The following is a 21,041-nucleotide window of genomic DNA, read 5'->3' on the forward strand; positions in this document are numbered from 1 at the left end:
GCCTTCCCCCCGTCGCCGCTGGCGGGCTTCGGCCTGGAAACGCCAGCGCCTCGGCATGGTCCAGCTCTGGGGCCTTAGCAGCCAGAGCTGGTCAAACGTTTGCCAGAGGGGTTGGTAGGCCTCCAGGGCCCGGTCCCAGCGGGACCCCCCACTGCCAAGATTTTGGCTGGCCAGGGGCTGGCAACCGAGCAACCAGCCCTCCAGCAGCAGCACATCGGCCTCCAAGAGCCTTTCGCCGCAACGGTCGCCCTGGCCAGCCCGCAGGGCCTTGTCAAAACGGGGCAGTCGAAGTTTTCCGCCCCGCTGCCAGCTATCCAGACAGGCCTGGGCAAGCTGGGTGTCATGGCAGCCGGGGAGCACCCGCGAGACGCCAAAAGGATTGCCTGCTAGGGCCCGTAAGCGCTGCTCCCAGGGCAGGTAGAAATCATCGATGGAGCAAACGGCCAGGGTCAGCCCCTGGGCTGCGGCCCTTTGCTGCAGAAGGCTGCCAAGGGTGGTCTTGCCGGCCCCCACGGGGCCGTTGAGGGCCACAACAGCCCTCTGAGCGCTGGAGCCCAGGGCTACCAACTGGGCCAGCAGGGGGGCCACAAAGTGCTGCTCCAGGCCGGGATCGGTTGCCATTAAGTGCCGAGTTTGAAGGCTTCCAACACCACTGCGTACACCGCACCGATGCGCAGGTTGTCGAGCACCACCCAGCCCAGCCCGGGCTGGCTGGGGGCCAGTCGGCCCCTCAGACGCACGAGCAATTCCACCAGCACCAACATCAGCACCACGGCCATGGGGCGACCACCTGGAAAGCTCACCATCAAGTAGGCAGTGACATTGCTGCCGCCGTAGAAGCCCAGCAGCAAGGCCAAAAGCACGGTGCTGCGGTAGCGCCAACTGCCGCGCATGTTGCCCAACAGCAGGGCAGCGAGCCGCTCAAGGGCCCGGTTGAAGCGGGTGCGCTGGAGGGGCAGGCGCGTCACGGCTGGGCGGCCTCGAGCAGCTCATGCAAATAGGAGAGCGTGATCTGGCTGCCCTGGCAAGCGGGGCCCCGCAACACCTTTACCTGGGGGCCCAGTTCGCTCACCACTGCCCGGGCCCGGGCAAAACGCTCCGGAGCCTCAGCAGCGCCGTAGTGGCTGGCCGTTACCAAACAGGCCAATCCGGCCCCATCGGCGGCAGCCAGGCCATGGCCTGAATCCTCCAGGGCCAGCCCCCGCTCGGCGCCAAGCCCCAACTGCCGCAGGGCAAGCAGGTAGGCCTCGCAATCGGGTTTCTTGCGGGCCACATCTTCACCGCACACCCAGAAGCTGAAGCAGTCGGCCAGGCCGCCCAGAACGTACTCAGAGAGGGCGGCGACGGCCCGGCGGCCGCTGGTGGTGACAATGACCTGGGCCAACCCGGCTGCAGCTGCCTCCCGGATCAGCTCGGCGACCCCAGGCCTGAGCCCCAGCTCGCCTGAGGCCAGAAGCGATGCGTAGTGCTCCTGCTTGCGGGCCTGCAGATCTGCCACCAGGGCAGGATCGGCTGGGTGGCCCTGCCACTGCTGGAGGGCAAAGGCGAGCCGTTCCTGGCCGCCGCTGATGGCCAGCAGCTCGCCATAGCGAGCGCTATCCCAGTGCAGGGGCAAACCTGCAGCGGCAAAAGCCCGGTTGAACGCCCGGCGATGGCCTTCCCTTTCGGTCTCAGCCAGGGTGCCATCCACATCCCATAACAGGGCCCCCAAGGCCATCGTGCCGAAACGAGGGACAAACGGAGGTTAGGGGGCGTGCATGGCGGCGCCTTGGCCAGCACAATGGCACCAACTTGGAAACCATCGTTGCTGCCAGCCCTAGATGAGCAACGCTGGCACCTGCCTGCCCCGCTGGCCCCTGGAGCCCTGAGCCAGGCGCCAGCTGAAAACCCCCTGCCTGAGGCCCTAATGGCGGTTCTGGGGCGACGGGGCTTCACCAGCCAAGAGCAGATCGGGGCCTTGCTCGATCCGCCCGCGGCTGCGGCCGCCGGTCGCCACTTCGCCGATCTGGCCAAGGCCGTGGCCAGGCTTAAAAGGGCCTGCGGCCAGGGCGAGCAAGTAGCAATTTGCGGGGATTACGACGCCGACGGCATGACCAGCACGGCCCTGCTGGTGGGTGTGCTCCAGCGACTGGGAGCCAGGCCGATCGCCGCCATCCCCAGCCGCATGGATGACGGCTATGGCCTGAACGCAGCCATGGTCGAGCGCTTGGCCGAGCAGGGTGTGGCCCTGCTGGTGACGGTGGACAACGGCGTCTCGGCCCTCGAAGCCCTGGAGCGGGCCGAGGCCCTCGGCATCGAGGCGATCCTCACCGACCACCACGCGATTCCAGATCCCCTGCCGCCCCACCTGGCCCTGCTCCATCCCCAGCGAACCCCGGCGGACTCCCCCTATCGGGGCCTGGCCGGGGTGGGCCTGGCCTACGTGCTGGCCTCGGCCCTTTGCCAGAGCCTGCGCCGGGCCGATGGTCTGAAGATTGCGCTCAACTTGTTCTGCATCGGCACCATCGCCGACATGGCGCCCCTGGTGGGGGTCAACCGGCGCTGGTTGCTCGATGGCTTACCCGAGTTGGGGCGCAGCCCCCTGGTCGGCCTGCAGGCTCTCCAACAGCTGGCGGGTCTTGAAGATGGGCCCCTGAACGCCCAGGCGGTGGGCTTCCAGATCGCCCCTCGCATCAATGCCGTGGGCCGGCTGGGCGATCCCCAGCTGGTGGTGGAGCTCCTCACTACGGAGGATCCGGATCGGGCCCTGGCCCTGGCCCGCGAGTGTGAAGCCCTGAACCGGCAGCGACGCGAGCTCTGCAGCGCCATTGAGGCCGAGGCCCTGGCCCTGCTGGAGGCCGATGGTCCACGCCGGCCGGCCTTCCTACTGCTGGCCCAGAACCATTGGCACCACGGGGTGATCGGCATTGTCGCCGCCAGGCTGGTGGAGCGTTTTGGCCTGCCCGCCGCCCTGCTGGCCGGGGAGGGCAATGGCCGCCTGCGGGCCTCGGTGCGGGCCCCGCGCGGCTTTGCGGTGGACCAAGCCCTGCAGCACTGTGCGCCCCTGCTGGAGCGCTTTGGCGGCCATCCCGCAGCGGGTGGGTTCACGGTGCGGGCTGACCAGGTGGCGGCCCTGCACGCCGAACTGGAGGGGCTCGCCCAGGGCTGGCTGCAACAGAGCGGCAGGGGCACCCCGGTGGAACCGGAAGCCCTGCTGGGCCTGGGCCAGGTTGACCGCGATTTCCTGCGCCAGCTGCAACGGCTGGAGCCCTTCGGTATCGGCCATCCAGATCCGGTGTTCTGGAGCCAGGGCTGCCAGGTTGCCTCCCAGAAGCTGTTGCGGGGCGGCCACCTCCAGCTGGAGTTGGTGCAGGGCGAGCATCGCCTACGGGCCATGGGCTGGCGCTGGCAGGGCCCAGCCAACCTGCCGGCCAGGGTGGATGCGGCCTACCGGCTCAGGCTGGATCAATGGCAGGGCCAGGAGCGCCTGCAGCTGGAGCTGGTGGGCCTGCGGCCCAGTGCCAGCGAAGCTGACGGCGAGGCGGAAGTGGTGCTGCGCCGCCGCGATCGCACCTACTGGTGCCGGCGAGCAGGGTCCGGCCTGGTGGTGCGCAACGCGGCCGGTGACGAACTCAGCAGCGAAGAGGCCGCCAACCATGAGCACCCCTACGTCCGCGCCCTGCTCCAGGATGCGGCCATCGCCCTGGGCCTAGTCGCATGAGCGGGCAACCCCTGCGGCTGTGGGGTCTCCAGCTGGCTGGTCTGCTGCTGCTTGGCCTGCTGGTGGGTCTGGCCTGCTGGCCCCTCAACCTGATGGACCACGCCCAGGACCTGCTGCTGCACAAGTTGCCTGGCTTCAGTGGCGACTCCTGGACGCTGCGCACCCTGGCGATCGCCCTGGCACCCATTGGGGTGATGCCCCTGCTGCTGCTGCTCCAGTCAGGGAGGCTGGCCCGCGGGGCCGGCTCCGGCATTCCCCAGACCCTCGAAAGCATAGAGAACCCCAGCCAGGCCCCCCTGCTGATGGCACCCTTTGCCACGGTGGCTCGCCTGGCCCTCTGGAGTGCCGCCAGCCTGGCCCTGATGCCCCTGGGTAGGGAGGGCCCGGTGGTGCAGGTGGGCGCTGCGGTGGCCCACGCCCTGCGGCGGCGCTTCCCCAACCTGCTGGCTGGGATCAGCTCCGCTTCGTTGATGGCAATCGGAGCCGGCGCCGGCTTGGCGGGCGGGTTCAACAGCCCCTTGATGGGCACGGTGTTCGTGTTCGAGGAGCTCACCGGCCGCTTCCAACCGTCGGTGATCTGGCCTGCAGCTGTGGTGTGCAGCGCCGCTGCCCTGATCAGCAATCTTGACGGGATCCCGCTGTTCACCCTGGGAATGGTTCAGACGCTCAGACCGGAATGGCAGCAATTGCTCTGGGCCCTGCCCCTCGGTGTGGGCGGCGGACTGCTGGGTGGTCTGTTCAGCCGAATCCTCTGGCAGGGCAACACCTTTCTGCGCCCGCGACTACGCAAAAGGCCCCTGGTCTGGGGGCTAGGGCTCGGCTTGGCCCTTGGCTTGTTGGCCCTGGCCAGTGGTGGCTGGAGTGGCGGCGACGGCGAAGCCCTGATGGTTCAGCTGCTTGATGGCCAGGGCAGCCTGCCGGTTCCAGGCTCCCCGCTCAGCATCGTTGGCTGGCTATTGCTGCTACTGGCCCGCATCGGGGCGCCCGTGCTGGCCTTGGCGGCTGGGATTCCTGGCGGCCTGATCGATCCAGCCTTTGCCATCGGGGCCCTTTTCGGCAGCGGCACCATGGAGCTCCTGGGCGCCGATGCCCAGCTTGGCCTGGCCCTGGGGATGGCCTCGGGACTGGCCGGCGCCACCCAGCTGCCCCTGATGACCGTGCTGTTTGCCCTGCGCATGGCCGGCGACCAGCAGTGGCTCTTTGGCATCCTCCTGAGCGCGGTGATCGGTGCGGCCATTGGCCGCAAGATTCAGCCGGAGCCGATCTATCACGCCCTATGGCAATTGGGCCGAAGCCCAGACCAACTGACCGATCAGAGGGCGCCGCGGCGATAGAAAAGAACGAAGATCACGGCAGGACCCGCCAGGGTGATCAGGGCCAGGGCGGCGAAATTGGCGATCAGGTGGAAGTCGATACCCATGGAAATAACTGCGCTAGAGCGGATCTCAATCACCACCTTAGGCGTGGTAGACACCGGCCGGCTGGCCCCTGGCCCCACTGTGATGGCTTGTCACAGCGATGGCTTGCCACAGCGTTTGCTTGTCACAGCAGGGTTGGATGGCCTACCTATGACCGATGGGTCACAAAAGTGATGGGTCACAACAGGGGAGAGGGGAGTTGGAGCTGCATCAGTGGCTGCGGAGCCTGCTGCCGACTGGACCCCAGCCAGCGCCAGGAGGCCATCGCCGCCCTCAGCCCCAGCCAGAAGGAGCAGTATCTGGCGATGGTGGGGGCTGACGGCTGGTGCATTCACTACAACACTGGCTCCCGCAACTGCCGCATCTACGCCAATCGACCGGATTTCTGCAACGTAGCCAACCTGGTCAAGTTATTTGGCTCAGCCGGGGATCCCGGAGCTGGCGACAGGCTGGCAATCGCCTGCTGCAAGCAGCAGATCCGCAGTGAATACGGAGGCCGTGGCAGGGTGATGGGGCGCTTTCTTCGCACTATTCGAGTTGATTGATGAGCAGTGAATCCGAGCCCAAATCAGAGCGCGAATTAGCGGGCGAGCTCGAGGGTGAATTGGAGAGGGATTCTGGGCTGGCTTCCGCAGAGCTTGAGGAGCTGGCGTCACCAAAACACGCCGGGAGCTGGGGGGCGGCCTTTGCCAGCACCTTCACGACGGTTTTTCTGGCCGAGCTCGGCGACAAAACCCAACTGGCAGCCCTGCTGCTCTCGGCCCAGTCAGGTCGACCTGGGGTGGTCTTCATTGGCGCCTCCCTGGCCCTGATCTGCTCCAGCCTGGTGGGGGTGCTGCTCGGACGCTGGCTCGCCCGGCTGATGGCTCCCCAACAACTGGAGCGCCTGGCCGGAATCCTGATGGTGGCGCTGGGCCTCTGGCTTGGCCGGCAGGCGGTGCTGGGCCTGGTGCCAGCCAGCCCAGACCTGCCCCTGAATTGATCGGCCCGTAGCCATGACCCTTGCCCTGCTTGCCTCCACCTTCGTCACCGTGTTCCTGGCCGAACTGGGGGACAAGACCCAGCTGGCCATCGTCAGCATCAGCGGCACCTCCACCCGGCCGGGGGCGGTGTTTGCCGGCAGTTCGGCAGCCCTGGTGCGGGCCAGCCTGCTCGGCGCGGCAGCGGGGGGCTCACTGTCTGCGGTGATCCCCACCAATGCCCTGCAACTGGCCGCCTCAGTTGGTTTCCTGGTGATTGGCGTGCAACTGATCCGGCGCTCAGGAAAAATCGAAAGCGCAGATCAGCCAGCCGACTAAGATCACAACATCAGGCAGTGGTGGCCGTGGGCATCGCTCCGAGCCCAGCCCGCCATCAACCAGCCCGATCAGCCGGCCCGATCAGCTGCCTCCCCATCCACCACCGCCCCACATCCGGGGAATTCCTGTGGTGGCCCCGCCAACCAACACTCACTCCAATGAAGTTCACGGTCGCCGACCTGCTCGACCAACTTCCAGCCGATGAAGCCCTGCCGCTGCCAAAGCTGGAAAAAGCCCTGGGGCTGAGCCAGCAAGCTGAGAAGTTGCAGCTCCAGATCGGCCTGCAAGGCCTCTGCAAGCTTGGTCTGATCACCCTGCAGGAAGCGGGGGTTATCCGGCTCCAGGATCCCGAGCTGATTCCTGCCAGGCTGCGCTGCAGCAGCAAGGGCTTTTGCTTTGCCCTGCGGGAAGACGGCGGCGAGGACATCTACATCCGCGACCACCAGCTCAACCACGCCTGGAACGGCGATCGGGTGCTGGTCAAAGTGACCCGGGAAGGGGGCCGCCGCCGCTCCCCAGAGGGCGGCGTGCAGTGCATTCTTGAACGCCATACCCCGTCCCTGCTGGCCCAGGTGGAACAGCTAGACGACAGGTTGGTGGCCACCCCCCTGGACGACCGGTTGCTGACCGCGGTGGAATTGCCCGGCAGCGATGCCAGCTATCTCGATAGCGAGCAGAACTCGGTGGTCGAGGTGTTGGTGGATCGCTACCCCGTGGGCCAGTTCGGTCCCCAGGGCCATGTGGCCCGGAGCCTGGCGGTCAATGGTGGCGAAGCCGCCGATCTCGACCTACTACTCACCAAACACCGTCTCCACGCCAGGGCCCAGGCACCGCGGGCCACCCTCAAGGCCCTGGCGGCCAAAGACCGCACGGACCTCACGGACCAGCAGACCCTGCTGCTGGAGCCCTGGACAGGTAAGGAGGCCCCCGGCCTGCCAGCCCTGGGACTGGAGCAAAGGGAAGGGGGCTGGACCCTGTGGCTGCACAGTCCGGCCATCAGCGAGCGCTACACCCCGGGCGGCGCCCTCGACATCTGGCTGCGGGAGCAGGCCGATGCTCTCTGCGTGGGGCGGGAATGGCTGCCCCTGCTCAGTTCTGCCCTGGCTAAGGCCAGCGCCTTCAAGGTGGGCGAAGCCCAGGCGGCCCTCTCGGTAGCCCTGGAGCTCAACTCTGCAGGCCAGTTGGAGCACTACCGCTTCAGCCGCAGCATGATCAAACCGGTGGCCTGTGCGGCAGCCGACGCCCTCAATGCCCTGGCCGAGCGCAAGCCCAAAAGCCGCACCCTGCCGGCGGCACTCAAAGGCCTCAAGGACCAACTGCCCCTGGTGGAACAGCTGGTTGCCCTGACAGCTCTGCTGCGTCAGGCGCGCCAGGCCAATGGCTCTCTGGATCTGAACCTGCCCCAGCCCGCCATTGACAGCCTGGGGGATCTGGCCGTACCGGGGCCGGATCTGCCCCTGGAGGGATGGCTGGTGACCCTGGAGGACCACCACCCGATCGCCCTGCTGCGCGAAGCTGTGTTGCTGGCTGAACGGGCCCTCGGCCAGCATCTGGCCGGACTCGGCCTGCCGGCGATCTACAGCACCAACGCCAGTGCCGATGCCAGCGACCTCAACGACGTGGCCCGCTCCGCCCTGGCCCTTGACATCCCCCTGGAACTGGGGGAGGAAGGCAATGCCAGCGCCGCCGAACTGGCTGGGGCCTTTGCGGGCACAGACCGCAGCCGGGCTCTGCAACAGCAGCTCAAGGCGATCCTCAAACCGATGCTGCTCAGCGATGGGCCTGGAGCCCACGCCCTGACGGGGCTGGTGGACGGGGATAACGCCATCGCTCCCTGGTGTTGCCCGACTCTCCACTACGCCGATCTATGGAACCAGCAGCAGCTGGTGTTGCTGCTCACCGAGGGCAAGGACAGGCCCAGCGTGCGCCACAAAACAAGTGTTGACCTCGCCTCCGATGGCTGCCTGGGCAGCATCGACTGGCCCCTGCTGGCCCCGAGCCAGCTCAGCCCTTACCAGAAGGTGCTCGAGCATGGGCTGGTGCAGCGATTGAACGGCAGGCGGCGCTTCCTCAGCGAGCTCCAGGCAGACCTGCTGGCCATGCTCCAGGCCCGCCAGGCCGAACCGCTGGTGGGCCAGGTACTTCCCGGAGTGATCAGCGGGGTGCAGAGCTATGGCTTCTTCGTGGAGGTGCCTCCCTCCCAGGTGGAGGGGCTGGTGCACGTGAGTTCGCTGAAGGACGATTGGTATGAATACCGCTCCCGCCAAAACCGCCTGGTGGGTCGCAAGAACCGCCGGACCTACATGTTGGGGGACCAGGTGGAAGTGGAGATCCAGAAGGTGGATGTGCTGCGCCATCAGATTGACCTGGCGGTGGTGTTACCAGAAGGGGAGGATCCCGACCCAGACGGACAAGACGAATACAACCGGGGAGAAGACAGCCGTGACGATGGGCCAGATCCATTTGCGCCGATCCCGGTTTTGGCAGGGGCCTGAGCATGGACGCCGCAGCCAGCAGTGCTCCCGTGGTGCTGGCGGTATCTGGCGCCTCGGCCCAGCCCCTGGCCCAGCGGGCCCTGCAACTGCTGCTCGAGGCCGGCGAGGCGGTAGAGCTGGTGGCCTCCCGCGGCGCCATCGGCGTGTGGCAGGCGGAGCTGGGCCTGCGGGTGCCCTCCGAGCCCGCCGCCCAGGAGCGTTTCTGGCGAGAGCGCACCGGCACCAGCACGGGCCAGCTGCGCTGCCACCGCTGGAATGACCAGGCCGCCGGCATCGCCAGCGGCAGCTATCGCACCCGGGGAATGGTGATCCTGCCGGCCTCGATGGGCACCGTGGGGCGAATCGCCTCTGGGGTGGCCCTCGATCTGCTGGAGCGGGCCGCCGATGTCCACCTCAAGGAGGGCAGGCCCCTGGTGATCTGCCCGCGGGAAACCCCCTGGAACCTGATCCACCTGCGCAACCTCACCGCCCTCGCCGAAGCGGGCGCCCGCATCGCCCCGCCGGTGCCTGCCTGGTACCACCAGCCCCAGACCATTGAAGACATGGTCGATTTCCTAGTGATCCGCGTCTTCGACGTTCTGGGCTACGAACTTGGCAGCATGCGCCGTTGGCAGGGGCCACCCCACCAGCCAGGATCTCCAGACGCCCCCTCCGCCTGATTCGGTTCCTGTCCGTTGGCCCTGCTGCAACGCCTGCTGCTACTTCCCCTGCTGGCCCCGCTGCTGGTGGTGTTGCTGGTGGGCGCCCTCAATCCCAGGCCCAGCCTCTCCCTGCGCCTGCTGATCTGGACTTCCCCCACCCTGCCGATCGGCGTCTGGATAGCCCTTGCCGGCGGCGGCGGCGCTGGCCTCAGTGCCGCTGCAGCCGCCCTGGCCCTTGGCACGGGAGCGGGTAGCCCGCGCCGCCAGGGGAGTCGCCCGGCCCCTGAGCGGCCGCAGACCCGGGCGAAGGGGCCGGTTCCCCAACCAGCCCCGGCAGCCGGACCGCCGCGCCCACCGGGGGAACCAGCCCCCACCGTGGCAGTGCCGTTCCGGGTGATCCGCAAGGGTCGCAGCAACGCCAATCCGGAACCCGTTGGGGCCCAGGCAAGGGCCGTGGGCGATGGTTGGGACTCAGGCAGCAACGACGACTGGTGAGCTGGTGGTGCAGGGCCATACCAGGCCTGCGTAAGGTTGGGTGAGATGCCGCAAGGGGCTTGCACCGGTGAGCGAATCCGCCCAACCTGCCACCAATGGGGAATCCCGGCCTGCCGCCGCCGCCAAGGCCAAGCCGCCGAGCCCGGAAGACCAGCCCTTTGACAGCTTTATCCCCAAGCTGCTGATGCCTGCATTGGCAGCAGAAATCCAGGGCTATGGCGGCCCCTCGCCGCAACTGGTCTTCGAGCAGGGCCCGATGCCGGTGGTGGGCTCAGAGTGCTGGATGGTTAAGGGCGAGCTGCCCGGCCAGCGACGCTTCTGGCTCTGCTTCACGGCAGCCAGCATCAATTCCGCCAAAACGGTGGCGGTGGCAGAGGGGGGCAGTAAACCCAGTCTGCTCGAGTCGTTCCTGATTGATGAGAAGAAGATGTCGCTGGCGCTGCTGGTCTCGCGCCTGGTCCAGCGTCTCAACGGCCAGAAATGGCTCGGCCCGAATTGACGACCAAGCCCCCTACGATGCAAGTACAGCCGTAAGCCGCAACGCCAGATGGTGCCTCCCGCCGCGATTGCCACTTCCCTAGCCACCCCGGAAGCACCGGCGACCAAGGATCCGGTCAGGGACACGATCCTGACCCCCCGCTTCTACACCACGGATTTTGACGCCATGGCGGCGATGGATCTGCAGCCCAACGTGTTGGAGCTGGAGGCCATCTGCGAGGAGTTCCGCAAGGACTACAACCGCCACCATTTCGTGCGCAACGACGAATTCGACGGGGCGGCAGCCAAACTCGACCCCAAAACCCGCCAGGTGTTTGTTGAGTTTCTTGAGCAGAGCTGCACTTCGGAATTTTCCGGCTTCCTGCTTTACAAGGAGCTGAGCCGCCGGATCAAAAGCAAAAATCCCCTGTTGGCCGAATGCTTCGCCCACATGGCCAGGGATGAGGCCCGCCATGCCGGCTTCCTGAACAAGGCAATGGGAGATTTTGGGCTGCAGCTCGATCTGGGCTTTCTCACGGCTAATAAGGCCTACACCTTCTTCAAACCCAAGTTCATCTTTTACGCCACCTACCTGAGCGAAAAGATCGGTTACTGGCGTTACATTGCTATCTATCGCCACCTAGAGCAGCATCCTGAAAGCAAGATCTTCCCGATCTTCAACTTCTTCGAAAACTGGTGCCAGGACGAAAACCGCCATGGCGACTTCTTTGACGCCCTGATGAAGGCCCAACCTGCCACGGTGCGTGGCCTGACAGCACGTCTGTGGTGTCGCTTTTTCCTGCTGGCCGTGTTTGCCACGATGTACGTGCGCGACGTGGCCCGCAAGGAGTTCTACGAAGCCCTTGGCCTCGATGCCCGCGCCTACGACAAGGTTGTGATTGCCAAGACCAACGAGACCTCCGCCCGGGTATTCCCCGTAGTCCTCAACGTCGACCATCCCAAGTTCTATGTGCGCCTAGAGCGGCTGGTGAGCAACAACGCCGGACTGAGTGCAGTCGATGCCAGCTCCGCGCCGGCGCCGCTGAAGCTGCTGCGCAAGCTGCCCTTGTGGATCGCCAATGGAGCTGAAATGGCCAAGCTCTACCTGATGGCCCCGATCCGCAGCGAGCAGTTCCAAGCCGCTGTGCGCTGAGCCCAACCTGACCGGGCTCCTCCCAGTAAGCCCACATCTCCTGCCCCCGCCCCCTCGCCGATCTGCCTTGGTTGCCTCCACTCCCGTTTCGGGCGCGAACCCCGCTTGCTTTGACACCAGCTGGCTGCCGCGGCTCGAATCCCTGCTGGCCGCCGGTCGGGGGGCCGGCGCCGACCTGGTGGAGATCTTTCTGGAACGCACCGACCATCTGGGCGTATTGGCCGAGCAGGAGGTAATCACCAATGTCAGCCCATCCTTCGGCATGGGAGCTGGAATTCGGGTATTCCGCGGCGAGCGCGACGGCTTTGTCAGCACCAACGACCTGAGCGCCCAGGGGCTGCTCCAAGGCCTGGATCAGGCCCTCGGCATGCTTGGCCTGATGCTCAGCAGCGGCCCATCAAGCAGCCCATCGAAGGGTTTCGAGGGCCTCGGTGCCCTCAGAGACTTCAGCGCAGTCAAGAGCGACTGGCTGGAGCGCTGCCCTTCCCTGGCTGAAGCCACGGCGAAGCTGCTGGAGGGCACCGCCAGGCTCGCTCAGCATGGCGAGCACCTGCAGGCCCGCCGGGGCAGCTATTCCCGCGATTGGCAGAGCGTGCTGGTGGCCGCCAGCGACGGCACCTTTGCCCGCGACATCCGCCTGCACCAGTCTTTGGGCCTAAATGTACTCGCTGCCGACGGCGACCACCGCGCCGGCCTTGGCCGCCGCTACGGCACCTCCGATCGGCCCGACGACCTGCGCGACTGGGACGCCGATGCTGCGGCCCAGGATGTCTGCACCAGTGTGGGCACCATGCTCTACGCCGACTACGTGGAGGCCGGCCAGATGCCGGCGGTGCTCGCCAACCGATTCGGCGGTGTGATTTTTCATGAGGCGTGCGGCCACCTGCTCGAAACCACCCAGGTGGAGCGGGGCACCACCCCCTTTGCCGACAAGGTGGGCCAATCCATCGCCCATGAAGCCGTTACCGCCATCGATGAGGGCCTCAGTGAGGGCGCTTTCGGCTCCCTCTCGATGGATGACGAGGGCATGGAGCCCCAGCGGACGGTGCTGATCGAAAGGGGAGTTTTGAAGGGTTTCCTGAGTGACCGCGCCGGCGAGCTGCGTACCGGCCATGGCCGCACCGGCAGCGGTCGCCGCCAGAGCCATGCCTTTGCCGCCGCCAGCCGCATGCGCAACACCTTTATCGCCGCCGGCCCCCACACCCCCGACCAGCTGATCGCCTCAGTTGACAAGGGGCTGTATTGCAAATCGATGGGCGGGGGCAGTGTGGGCCCTACCGGCCAGTTCAACTTCGCCGTGGAGGAGGGCTACCTGATCGAGAACGGCCAACTCACCAAGCCAGTGAAGGGAGCCACCCTGATTGGTGAAGCCAAGGAGGTGATGCCGCGCATCTCGATGTGTGCCAATGATCTGGAGCTGGCCGCCGGGTTCTGCGGCTCGGTCAGCGGCAGCATCAACGTGACCGTCGGCCAACCCCACATCAAGGTGGAATCAATCACCGTCGGGGGGCGCTGACCATGGCTGACAACCGCCTCAACCCCGAAGCCCTCAGCGCCAGGCTGCAGCAGCTGGCCCAGGCCGCCGCCATCCACCAATGGGACCTGGGGGCCTCCTGCAGCACCGACACCTCCGTGCAGGTCGACCGCGGTGAAGCCAAACAGATGAAAGGTGCCCAGCGCAGCGCCATCACCGTGCGGGTGTGGAACGACAAGGGCCTAGTGGGAATCACCAGCACCTCGGATCTCAGCGACGCTGGCCTGGAGAGGGCCCTGGTCGGCGCCCACGCCGCCAGCGCCTTTGGCAACTCCGAGGAAACTCCCGCCTTCTCCCCCCTGGCCACCGCCCCCCTGGTCAGCCTGGATCAGCCCCTGCGCGAGCCCCAGCCGATCCTCACCCTGCTGGAGAGCCTCAAAGAAGCCGAGCGCCAACTGCTGGATCGCCATGGCGCCATCGGTACGGTGCCCTACAACGGCCTGGCCCAGCGCAGCAGTGAGCGCCTCTACCTCAACAGTGATGGGGCCCGCCGCCACCAGTTGCTCACCACCGCCAGCATCTACCTCTATGCCAGGGCAGAAGAGGCTGGCCGCAAACCCCGCAGCTCCGGCGCCGTTCGCATGGCCTACGGCACCGCCGACCTCGACATCGCTGGCTGCATAGATGAGGCGGCCGAGCGCACCATCGCCCACCTCGACTACGCCCCGATCGAAACCGGCTCCTACACCTGCGTGTTCAGCCCGGAGGCCTTCCTCGACCTGATCGGCGCCTTCAGCAGCTTGTTCAACGCCAGATCGGTGCTCGATGGGGTCAGCCTCAGCCAGCGCGACTCCCTCGGCCAGAGCTTGGCGGTGCCCTTCCTGAGCATTCGCGACAACGGCCTGCACCCCGGCAATATCGGCGCCTCGCTCTTTGATGGCGAGGGAACACCGACCGCCCCCCTGGAATTGGTGGAGGGCGGCATACTCCGCAACTTCCTGCACTCGGAGGCCACGGCCCGGGCCTTTGGGGTAAACCCCACCGGCCACGCCGGCATGGGGGCCAAGGTGGCTGTAGGCCCCGACTGGTTTGAAATTGGGCCTACCCCCGGCAGCGGCGGCGGCCAGCAGGGGCTGGATCGTTTCAGCCATGGGGGCCCCCTGGTGGTGATCGATTCCCTCTCTGCCCTGCATGCCGGTGTCAAGGCCAGCCAGGGCTCCTTCTCCCTGCCATTCGATGGCTGGCTAGTAGCCGGCGGGGTCAGCCGCTCCATCGAAGCAGCCACCGTGGCAGGCGACATCCGCAAGCTGCTCCAGGCAATCGTTGGCTTTGAGGGCGAGGCCAAGGTGACCCCGGATGGTCTCTGCCCCTACGTGTGGGTTGAGGGCCTCTCGATCACCGGCGAGGCGTGAAAATCCTGTTCTGGGGCACGCCGGCCTACGCCGTGCCCAGCCTGGAGGCCCTGGTGGCTGCAGGTCACAGCGTGGTGGGGGTGGTGAGCCAGCCGGATCGCCGCCGCGGCCGCGGCAAGGAGCTCCAGCCCAGCGCCGTCAAGGCCCGGGCCCTGGAGCTGGGTCTGCCCGTATTCACGCCGGAGCGGATCAGGCGCGAGCCCGAGCTCCAGGCCCAGCTTGGGGCCCTCGGCCCCGATGCGTCCGTGGTGGTGGCCTTCGGCCAGATCCTGCCTACGGAGGTGCTGGCCCAGCCGCCCCTGGGCTGCTGGAACGCCCATGGCTCCCTGCTGCCCCGCTGGCGGGGAGCGGCCCCGATTCAGTGGTGCCTGCTCGAGGGTGACAGGGAAACCGGGGTGGGGATCATGGCCATGGAGGCAGGGCTCGACACCGGGCCGGTGTTATTGGAGCGCTCCCTGGCCATTGGCCCGCTGGAGAATGCCCGCCAGCTGGGGCAGCGGCTGGCCCAGCTCAGCGCCGAGCTGCTGGTCGAGGCCCTGCCCCGCATCGAGGCCGCTGGAACGGGCCCGGAAGCCGAGCGGCTGGCCCGGCTGGGGGTGCGTCCCCAGGGGGAAGCGGGGCTCAGCGTGGCCCGCTTGCTGACCAAAGCCGACGCAGTAATCGACTGGAGCGCATCAGCGGTGGCGATCCACCGGCGGGTGATGGGCCTCTACCCCAATGCCCACACGAGCTGGCGGGGCAAACGGCTGAAGTTGCTGGCCAGCGAACCCCTGGTGGCCGGATTTGAAGGAATAAAGCTTGAGGGGATAAAACTTGAGGGGGCAATGCCTGGCACAGTCCTGGCAATCGAACCCGGGGTAGGCCTGGTGCTCGCAAGCGGCGCCGGCCCGCTGCTGCTGCGGGAAGCCCAGTTGGAAGGCCGCGCCCCCGCCCTGGGCCAGGCCCTGATCCAACAGTTAGACGCTGGGCCCGGCGACCGGTTCGGCAGCGCATCGGGCTTGCTAGATGGGGCTAACCCTGCTTGAGCTCGAGCGCCTCCTTGCGGTGCAGGGCATGCAGACCCTCCAACTGGTTGTGCACGGAAACCAGCTGGTCACGAATGTGCTGGCTGTTCTCAATGCGGCCCAGGGAGAGCAGCATCGACTCAATCTGGCTCTTGCAATCGATCAACACGCGGCATTGCGGGGATCCGGGCTCGTAGGGCATTGCTCAACTCTCAACTCCCCCATCGCAGCGGAGCAGGGCCGCCGCTGATGTGTCCGTTGCTGCGGTTCGCAAAGCCGGGCTTCAGCGACCGGAGCCGGAGGGTCGTCGCCCCCCCCGGTGGCGAGCGCCATGGGGGGCAGGGGAGCGGCGCCCCCCCTTACCGCGGCCGCCACTGAGATCGAGGGGGGCGGCCGAGAGCACCTTGGGTTCAAAACCAGGCACCTCCTGACGCGGCAGGCTGAGCCCGATCACCCGCTCAATCGCCCGCAGCAACTCACTTTCTTCAGCGGCCACCAGGGAGATCGCGTGGCCGTTATGGCCGGCCCGACCGGTGCGGCCGATGCGATGCACGTAATCCTCCGCCTGGTTCGGCAGGTCGAGGTTGACCACGTGGGGCAGCTGGTGGATGTCGATGCCGCGGGCAGCCAGGTCGGTGGCCACCAGCACGCGCAGGGCACCGGCTTTGAAATCGGCCAGGGCCCGGGTGCGGGCCCCCTGGCTCTTGTTGCCGTGGATGGCGGCGGCGGTCATACCTTCGCGAATGAGCCGGTCCGCCATGCGGTTGGCGCCGTGCTTGGTACGGGAGAACACCAGCACCTGCTGCCAGTCATTGCTGCGAATCAGGTGGCTGAGCAGATCCCCCTTGCGGTCCATGTCGCAGGGATGGAGCAGGTGCTCAACGGTGGGGGCCGCCTGGTTTGCCGGGGTGGCCTGGAGCTGGACGGGATTGTGCAGCAGCCCCGTGGCCAGACGCCGGATGTCGCCGGAAAAAGTGGCCGAAAACAGCAGGTTCTGACGCTTGGCTGGCAGCAGGGCCAGGATTTTCTGGATATCGCGGATGAAGCCCATATCCAGCATCCGGTCGGCCTCATCGAGAACCAGGATCTCAACCCGATCGAGCCGCAGGGCCTTCTGCTGGTAGAGGTCCATCAGCCGGCCCGGGGTGGCCACCAGGATGTCGGCACCCCTCTGCAGACGGTTGATTTGGGGGTTCACCTTGACCCCGCCAAACACCACGTCACTGCGCAGGTCGAGGTAGCGGCCATAGGCCCGCACGCTCTCACCCACCTGGGCCGCAAGCTCACGGGTGGGGGTGAGCACCAAAGAGCGCACGATGCCGGCGCGGGCGGGAGGGCCGTGGCGCAGCCGCTCCAACATCGGCAGGGTGAAGCCTGCGGTTTTGCCGGTGCCGGTCTGGGCCGCAGCCATCACATCGTGACCGGCCAGCACGGCTGGTATGCACTGGCTCTGGATCGGCGAAGGACTCGTGTAGCCCTTCTCAGCCACCGCCTTGAGCAGGGGTTCGCCCAGGCCAAAGCAATCGAAGGAAGCAGCCAAGGCCTCAGCAGAGGTCTTGGCATCTGGTGAAGTCTTGGGAGCTGGGATGGATTGGGTAATCGCCGCAGAAGCGTTGTCAGCCCAGCCTAGGAGTCGTTGGTTAGGGGATCAGGTAGGGCGATCTCGCTGGCAGTAATGGGCGCAGAGCTCGCAGGGGCCATCGGGCAGCACGGCGCAGCGCAGCAGGGGAGTTCGGGCGTTGTAGCGACAGCTGGGATCGCCAATCACCCACTGGTTGTGCCACCAGCGAGCGTCGCCTGGTTGGCGTTGGGACTTCACCTGCAGCGCCACGCTGGCGAGCTGGTATTTACCGTTGCGCAACTGGTAGCGATGGCGGCGCTGCAGAACCAAAAAGCTGCGACCAGCGCTTTCCAGCCAGCGGCCTGGATGGGGCACATCACTGATTTCGTCTACCTCAAGGGCCGCGAGCAATTGATCGGTGTCGATCTGGCGCAGCTCCACCCTCATGGAACGGGGGGCTGGTCCACCGGGACCTGGCGGACGGAGAAACCCCAGGCAAATAGGCCAGCCACCAAGAGCAGCAGCAGCCACTCCGGCGGCACCACCTGGGGCAGGCCTAGGCGCAGCAGTAGACGAATCCCCACCAGTCCAACCGCCAGGTAGCCAGCGGTCTCAAGGTGCTGGTAGACGGCCAGCCAACGGATGAAGAGTTCAGCCGTGAGCCGCAGGGCAATCACCCCAATCACCCCCCCAGCCATCACCAGAACCAGCCGATCCGTCACCGCTACAGCGGCAGCCACGCTGTCGAGGGAGAAGGCCAGATCGGTGAGGGCAAGCGTCAGGACAACCGAGCCCAGACCTGCATGGTGGAGGGAGCCTTGGGGGGATGGGGCGGGTTGGGCTGGATCTGGGTCCTGCCCTTCGGCGCTGGAATCCTCTGCCGGATTGGAGAAGACCAGCACCAGATGGCTGCCAGAGAGCCAGAGCAGGTAGCCGGCGGCCGCCAGCTGCAGGGGCCAGAAATTGAGCACCCACCGGGCGGCCACGATCAGACCGAGCCGGAATACCAGGGCCAGGCCCAGGCCCAGGTTGAGCGCCTGGCGCTGGCGGGCCGGATCCTCCAGGCCCCGGGCAATGGCGGCTAAGGCAATGGCGTTGTCAGCAGACAACACGGCCTCGAGCGCCACCAGCAAGGGCAACAGCAGCAGTACCTCGCCCCACTGGTCCGCCTGCTCGAGCAGGGGTTGGATTGACTGGATCGACTCCGCTTCCACGGGCTGCAGCGGGCCAAGATGGTGGGAAGTCTAGAAAGTCGGGTTGGCCAGTCCGGGGGATGAAGAGGTGCCAGAGGGGAAGCTGGATGGTCAGTTGAGCTGGCAGCTGGAAGTGCAGCTTGTTCATGCTGAGCCAGGCAGCCGCATCGTCCTGGTGCAGCTCAGGCGGGAGGGGCAGATCCTCGATGCGGCCCTCGGCGAAGCAGCCACGGCCGAGCTGGCGGAGGATCGGGCCCGCCAACGGCTGCAGGGCCGACCCCAGCCCCAGATCGAGCTGGAGGCAATGGAACCACTGACCAGGGAACCGGTCACCAGACCCAAGGCCCCAGCTCCCATCGCGACCCCAGCCCCCCAGCCCCTGCCTTCAGCAACACAGCCTTCAGCAACACAGCCTTCACCAACCCAGCCTTCCCAACCCGAATCTCTGCAGCCCCAAGCCCAGCCGCCGGAGGAGCCCCAGGTGGATCCGGAGGACTGGTCGGCTGAACTGGCCCAACTCGAGCTGGAGCTGCAGCGGCTCGGCTGGGATCGGGACCAGGAGGCGGTGTATCTGCAGCGGGTTTTCGGCAACCCCAACCGCAACCGCCTCACCAACTACGCCGATCTACAGGCCTACCTGGCAGCACTGCAGGGATTCAGCCCAGGCACCCAGGCCAGCAGTGCTCCGGCACCCCTGAGGCGGCGCGAACTGCTGAGCCAATGCGACCAACTGCTGGCGCAGCTGCAATGGGAGCCTGGCCAGGGCCGGGCATTGCTGGAGCAGCACTTTTCCCTCACCAGCCGCCAGCAGCTCAGTGATTCCCAGCTACTGCAATTCAACATGCTGCTGGAGGACCTCAGCAGTGGGCTTGCACCAACTGGACCCCCAGGGTGAGGCGATCCTGGTTGGCAAAGGCCTCCCTTTCGAGCTGACGCACCCGCTCTGGGGCCGTGCGATAGATCGGTTCATCTAGCACCGTCGAGAGATGCCCAGGTAGCTGGCTTGGTAGGCCAAGCAAGAGGGGGTCTGAACCCAGGCCCTGGTTGCTGCAGCTCTGGGCTACGTGGATCGCCTCATGGTTGAGCACCCTGGCAAATTCCAGCGTGCCCTTGCTCACCACAGTCGGCTGGATGCGAACTGTGCGGGCTCGCGGGTCCCATTCAGCGGCAGCTCCGCTCTTCTGGGGGGCAGAGAGGTTCACCTGCACACCGACCTGCTGCAGGGCCTGCAGCAGCTGGCCGATCGCCTGCCTTTCCCGCTCGAAGCTGGGCGGATTGGCGATCAGGGCCCGGATCGTCTCCAGTTTCAGTGGCGGCTCGCCGGCCCGGCGTTTGTAGACATAGCGGTAGCCTCCATTGGCCAGGGGTTCGGCGCGCGGGGTCCACTGCCGGTCGGCCTCGGCCAGCTGGCTGAGCAGCAGCTGTGGGTCTGGCGAAGAACCCAGCGGGGATCGGGGCTGGGGACCGGGGGCCCTAACCGGCCGAATCGCTGCAGGCTGTGGGGTTCGCGAGGCTAGGGGCTGGTTGCCCCGAGGCAACACGACCAGGAGGGCTACCCCTGCCCCCAGCAACAGGGCACCGAACAGGGGCAGCACGCCCACAACAGCCCCCTTTTCGCTAGATGGGCCGCCATCGGCGCAGCGCTGGCAGTGCCTACGAGCCATTAGCTCGACGGGAGATTGGCTTTGCCGAGAATGCTCCAACAGTCGCGGAGGGCAGGAAGAGCTTGGTCAGCCACAGTAAAGAAATCGATCTCACGGAACACATCCCTCTGGCAGGCGCGACCGCGTTGGATGGCGTCGGCGATCCGCTCAGGCCCCCCCGGCACTTCCAGGGCATGGGAATAGCCCGGCGGCACCACCAGACTCGGCAGCAGCCCCGTCTGAAAGATGCTCACAGCACCGATAAAGCCAAGGGTGGCCCCGGGCAAGGTGCTGGCGGCGGCCTGGAAGGCGGTCACCTCCATCTCACCCATCGGGGTGGTGTCGAAATCCGCCAATACATGGATCCAATCGTGATGGGCCAGGGCCGCGTTAGCGGCACCCGGTTCCCCTGGGAAACCGAAGCCGCGCTCCTGGTAAAAATCCCAGAGGCTGCGGCCAATGCTGCCGGCAGGGCACTGCTCCAGGGCGCGCCAGCGGGCCGCCTCGATGGGATCCGGCTCCACGGTGAGGGCGTAGGCCTGGTCGCCATGGCGGGCCAGCAGCCCCTCAAAGGCTGGGCTGAGGATGTCCTGCTCACCAACCCAGTCGTAGCGGTAGAAGTCGTGCAGGGCCTGGGAGGAGGCATGGGCCGCCAGGTCGCGGGCAAGCCTCAGGCTGCGGTCTTCCACCCCCAGCACCCTGGCCCAGTGTTCGATGGAGGCCTCGAGCGCCGCAGGGATGGAATCGCAGAGCATCTCTAGGGTCACCATCAACTCCACCAACTCGAGCCGTTGCTCGGGAGTGGGCAGGGCCTCGGCCACGGCTTCGGGGGATAGGCCCGCCAACTCATCGAAATCGGCCTCGTAGCCGAGCAGCTGGTGGAACAGCACGCCCAGGAAGCGGGGCTGAAGAGGGGTCTGCCAGCCGTCGCCCCTGCAGGCGCCCACCAGGGCCGCCGCCTGCAGCGGGGCCTGATCGACCGTGCTGTGGATCAGAAACATGGCCGCAACGGTGGGATCGCCATTTCAGTATGGGCAGTTGCGAAGATCGGAGCTAGCTGCTGCCAGATCCGCCCAT

Annotated in this window: 23 protein-coding genes and 1 pseudogene; 14 read left to right on the forward strand and 10 right to left on the reverse strand. The window is 66.6% G+C overall.

Features of this window, described 5'->3' with window-relative positions; translation table 11 throughout:
• The 3 genes and pseudogenes from KBZ15_RS03350 to KBZ15_RS03360 form a co-directional block, all read right to left on the reverse strand.
• Window positions 1-621: pseudogene (locus tag KBZ15_RS03350) on the reverse strand (phosphoribulokinase); the annotation flags it as partial.
• Complete coding sequence (locus KBZ15_RS03355) at window positions 621-968, reverse strand: DUF565 domain-containing protein (protein WP_255013326.1); 348 nt, start codon at window positions 966-968, stop codon at window positions 621-623. The gene KBZ15_RS03355 and the pseudogene KBZ15_RS03350, both read right to left, overlap by 1 nt.
• Window positions 965-1,717, reverse strand: coding sequence for an HAD-IA family hydrolase (locus KBZ15_RS03360; RefSeq protein WP_255013328.1), 753 nt, complete (start codon window positions 1,715-1,717; stop codon window positions 965-967). The genes KBZ15_RS03355 and KBZ15_RS03360 overlap by 4 nt, the downstream gene beginning before the upstream one ends.
• 63 nt (window positions 1,718-1,780) lie before the next feature.
• Between KBZ15_RS03360 and recJ the strand changes: the two genes are divergently transcribed.
• Both recJ and KBZ15_RS03370 read left to right on the forward strand, forming a co-directional pair.
• On the forward strand, window positions 1,781-3,700 hold the full coding sequence (gene recJ / locus KBZ15_RS03365) for a single-stranded-DNA-specific exonuclease RecJ (protein ID WP_255013330.1): 1,920 nt from the start codon (window positions 1,781-1,783) through the stop codon (window positions 3,698-3,700).
• A complete protein-coding gene (locus tag KBZ15_RS03370; RefSeq protein ID WP_255013332.1) occupies window positions 3,697-5,034 on the forward strand; it encodes a chloride channel protein in 1,338 nt (445 codons plus the stop codon). The genes recJ and KBZ15_RS03370 overlap by 4 nt, the downstream gene beginning before the upstream one ends.
• On the opposite strand, the gene psb30 is transcribed toward KBZ15_RS03370, so the two are convergent.
• Window positions 5,013-5,174: a photosystem II reaction center protein Ycf12/Psb30 gene (psb30, locus tag KBZ15_RS03375; protein WP_254930569.1), complete on the reverse strand. Its 162-nt coding sequence runs from the start codon at window positions 5,172-5,174 to the stop codon at window positions 5,013-5,015. The genes KBZ15_RS03370 and psb30 overlap by 22 nt on opposite strands.
• A gap of 117 nt (window positions 5,175-5,291) precedes the next feature.
• Between psb30 and KBZ15_RS03380 the strand changes: the two genes are divergently transcribed.
• The 11 genes from KBZ15_RS03380 to fmt all read left to right on the forward strand — a co-directional run bounded on the left by KBZ15_RS03380 (window position 5,292) and on the right by fmt (window position 15,588).
• On the forward strand, window positions 5,292-5,663 hold the full coding sequence (locus KBZ15_RS03380) for a YkgJ family cysteine cluster protein (protein ID WP_255013334.1): 372 nt from the start codon (window positions 5,292-5,294) through the stop codon (window positions 5,661-5,663).
• A 101-nt stretch (window positions 5,664-5,764) separates the two neighbouring features.
• Window positions 5,765-6,100 carry a TMEM165/GDT1 family protein gene (locus tag KBZ15_RS03385; RefSeq protein WP_396123394.1) on the forward strand — a complete coding sequence of 112 codons (336 nt, stop codon included), beginning with the start codon at window positions 5,765-5,767 and terminating at the stop codon, window positions 6,098-6,100.
• 13 nt (window positions 6,101-6,113) lie between these two features.
• Entirely contained in the window at window positions 6,114-6,416 is a 303-nt protein-coding gene (locus tag KBZ15_RS03390; protein WP_255013337.1) for a TMEM165/GDT1 family protein, read from the forward strand.
• A 158-nt stretch (window positions 6,417-6,574) separates the two neighbouring features.
• Window positions 6,575-8,911: an RNB domain-containing ribonuclease gene (locus tag KBZ15_RS03395; protein WP_255013339.1), complete on the forward strand. Its 2,337-nt coding sequence runs from the start codon at window positions 6,575-6,577 to the stop codon at window positions 8,909-8,911.
• Window positions 8,912-8,913: 2 nt separating this feature from the next.
• A complete protein-coding gene (locus KBZ15_RS03400) occupies window positions 8,914-9,570 on the forward strand; it encodes a flavin prenyltransferase UbiX (protein ID WP_255013341.1) in 657 nt (218 codons plus the stop codon).
• A 15-nt stretch (window positions 9,571-9,585) separates the two neighbouring features.
• Complete coding sequence (locus KBZ15_RS03405; protein ID WP_255013342.1) at window positions 9,586-10,047, forward strand: hypothetical protein; 462 nt, start codon at window positions 9,586-9,588, stop codon at window positions 10,045-10,047.
• Window positions 10,048-10,114: 67 nt separating this feature from the next.
• Window positions 10,115-10,546 (forward strand): DUF2996 domain-containing protein, encoded by a 432-nt coding sequence (locus KBZ15_RS03410; RefSeq protein WP_255013344.1) that lies wholly within the window; start codon window positions 10,115-10,117, stop codon window positions 10,544-10,546.
• Between the two features lie 48 nt (window positions 10,547-10,594).
• Window positions 10,595-11,677 (forward strand): magnesium-protoporphyrin IX monomethyl ester (oxidative) cyclase, encoded by a 1,083-nt coding sequence (acsF, locus tag KBZ15_RS03415; RefSeq protein ID WP_255013346.1) that lies wholly within the window; start codon window positions 10,595-10,597, stop codon window positions 11,675-11,677.
• Window positions 11,678-11,744: 67 nt separating this feature from the next.
• Window positions 11,745-13,193: a TldD/PmbA family protein gene (locus KBZ15_RS03420; protein WP_255013349.1), complete on the forward strand. Its 1,449-nt coding sequence runs from the start codon at window positions 11,745-11,747 to the stop codon at window positions 13,191-13,193.
• A gap of 2 nt (window positions 13,194-13,195) precedes the next feature.
• Entirely contained in the window at window positions 13,196-14,563 is a 1,368-nt protein-coding gene (locus tag KBZ15_RS03425; RefSeq protein ID WP_255013352.1) for a TldD/PmbA family protein, read from the forward strand.
• The gene (fmt, locus tag KBZ15_RS03430) at window positions 14,560-15,588 is read left to right on the forward strand and encodes a methionyl-tRNA formyltransferase (RefSeq protein WP_255013354.1); all 1,029 of its coding nucleotides are present in this window, start codon (window positions 14,560-14,562) and stop codon (window positions 15,586-15,588) included. The genes KBZ15_RS03425 and fmt overlap by 4 nt, the downstream gene beginning before the upstream one ends.
• Here fmt and KBZ15_RS03435 read toward each other — a convergent pair.
• From KBZ15_RS03435 to KBZ15_RS03450, 4 genes are all read right to left on the reverse strand, one after another.
• Window positions 15,575-15,703 (reverse strand): hypothetical protein, encoded by a 129-nt coding sequence (locus KBZ15_RS03435; protein ID WP_311133661.1) that lies wholly within the window; start codon window positions 15,701-15,703, stop codon window positions 15,575-15,577. The genes fmt and KBZ15_RS03435 overlap by 14 nt on opposite strands.
• Window positions 15,704-15,850: 147 nt before the next feature.
• Window positions 15,851-17,107: a DEAD/DEAH box helicase gene (locus KBZ15_RS03440; RefSeq protein ID WP_255013358.1), complete on the reverse strand. Its 1,257-nt coding sequence runs from the start codon at window positions 17,105-17,107 to the stop codon at window positions 15,851-15,853.
• 108 nt (window positions 17,108-17,215) lie between these two features.
• Window positions 17,216-17,575, reverse strand: a complete 360-nt coding sequence (locus tag KBZ15_RS03445; RefSeq protein WP_255013362.1) for a DUF6464 family protein — start codon at window positions 17,573-17,575, stop codon at window positions 17,216-17,218.
• Complete coding sequence (locus KBZ15_RS03450) at window positions 17,572-18,342, reverse strand: TerC family protein (protein WP_255013364.1); 771 nt, start codon at window positions 18,340-18,342, stop codon at window positions 17,572-17,574. The genes KBZ15_RS03445 and KBZ15_RS03450 overlap by 4 nt, the downstream gene beginning before the upstream one ends.
• Window positions 18,343-18,385: 43 nt before the next feature.
• On the opposite strand from KBZ15_RS03450, the gene KBZ15_RS03455 reads away from it, so the two are divergent.
• The gene (locus KBZ15_RS03455) at window positions 18,386-19,216 is read left to right on the forward strand and encodes a hypothetical protein (RefSeq protein ID WP_255013367.1); all 831 of its coding nucleotides are present in this window, start codon (window positions 18,386-18,388) and stop codon (window positions 19,214-19,216) included.
• On the opposite strand, the gene KBZ15_RS03460 is transcribed toward KBZ15_RS03455, so the two are convergent.
• Complete coding sequence (locus KBZ15_RS03460; RefSeq protein WP_255013369.1) at window positions 19,179-19,985, reverse strand: hypothetical protein; 807 nt, start codon at window positions 19,983-19,985, stop codon at window positions 19,179-19,181. The genes KBZ15_RS03455 and KBZ15_RS03460 overlap by 38 nt on opposite strands.
• Entirely contained in the window at window positions 19,985-20,965 is a 981-nt protein-coding gene (locus KBZ15_RS03465) for a hypothetical protein (RefSeq protein WP_255013372.1), read from the reverse strand. The genes KBZ15_RS03460 and KBZ15_RS03465 overlap by 1 nt, the downstream gene beginning before the upstream one ends.
• Window positions 20,966-21,041: the final 76 nt, after the last annotated feature.

The sequence above is a fragment of the Cyanobium sp. BA20m-p-22 genome (assembly GCF_024346275.1).
Lineage (GTDB): Bacteria > Cyanobacteriota > Cyanobacteriia > PCC-6307 > Cyanobiaceae > Cyanobium_A.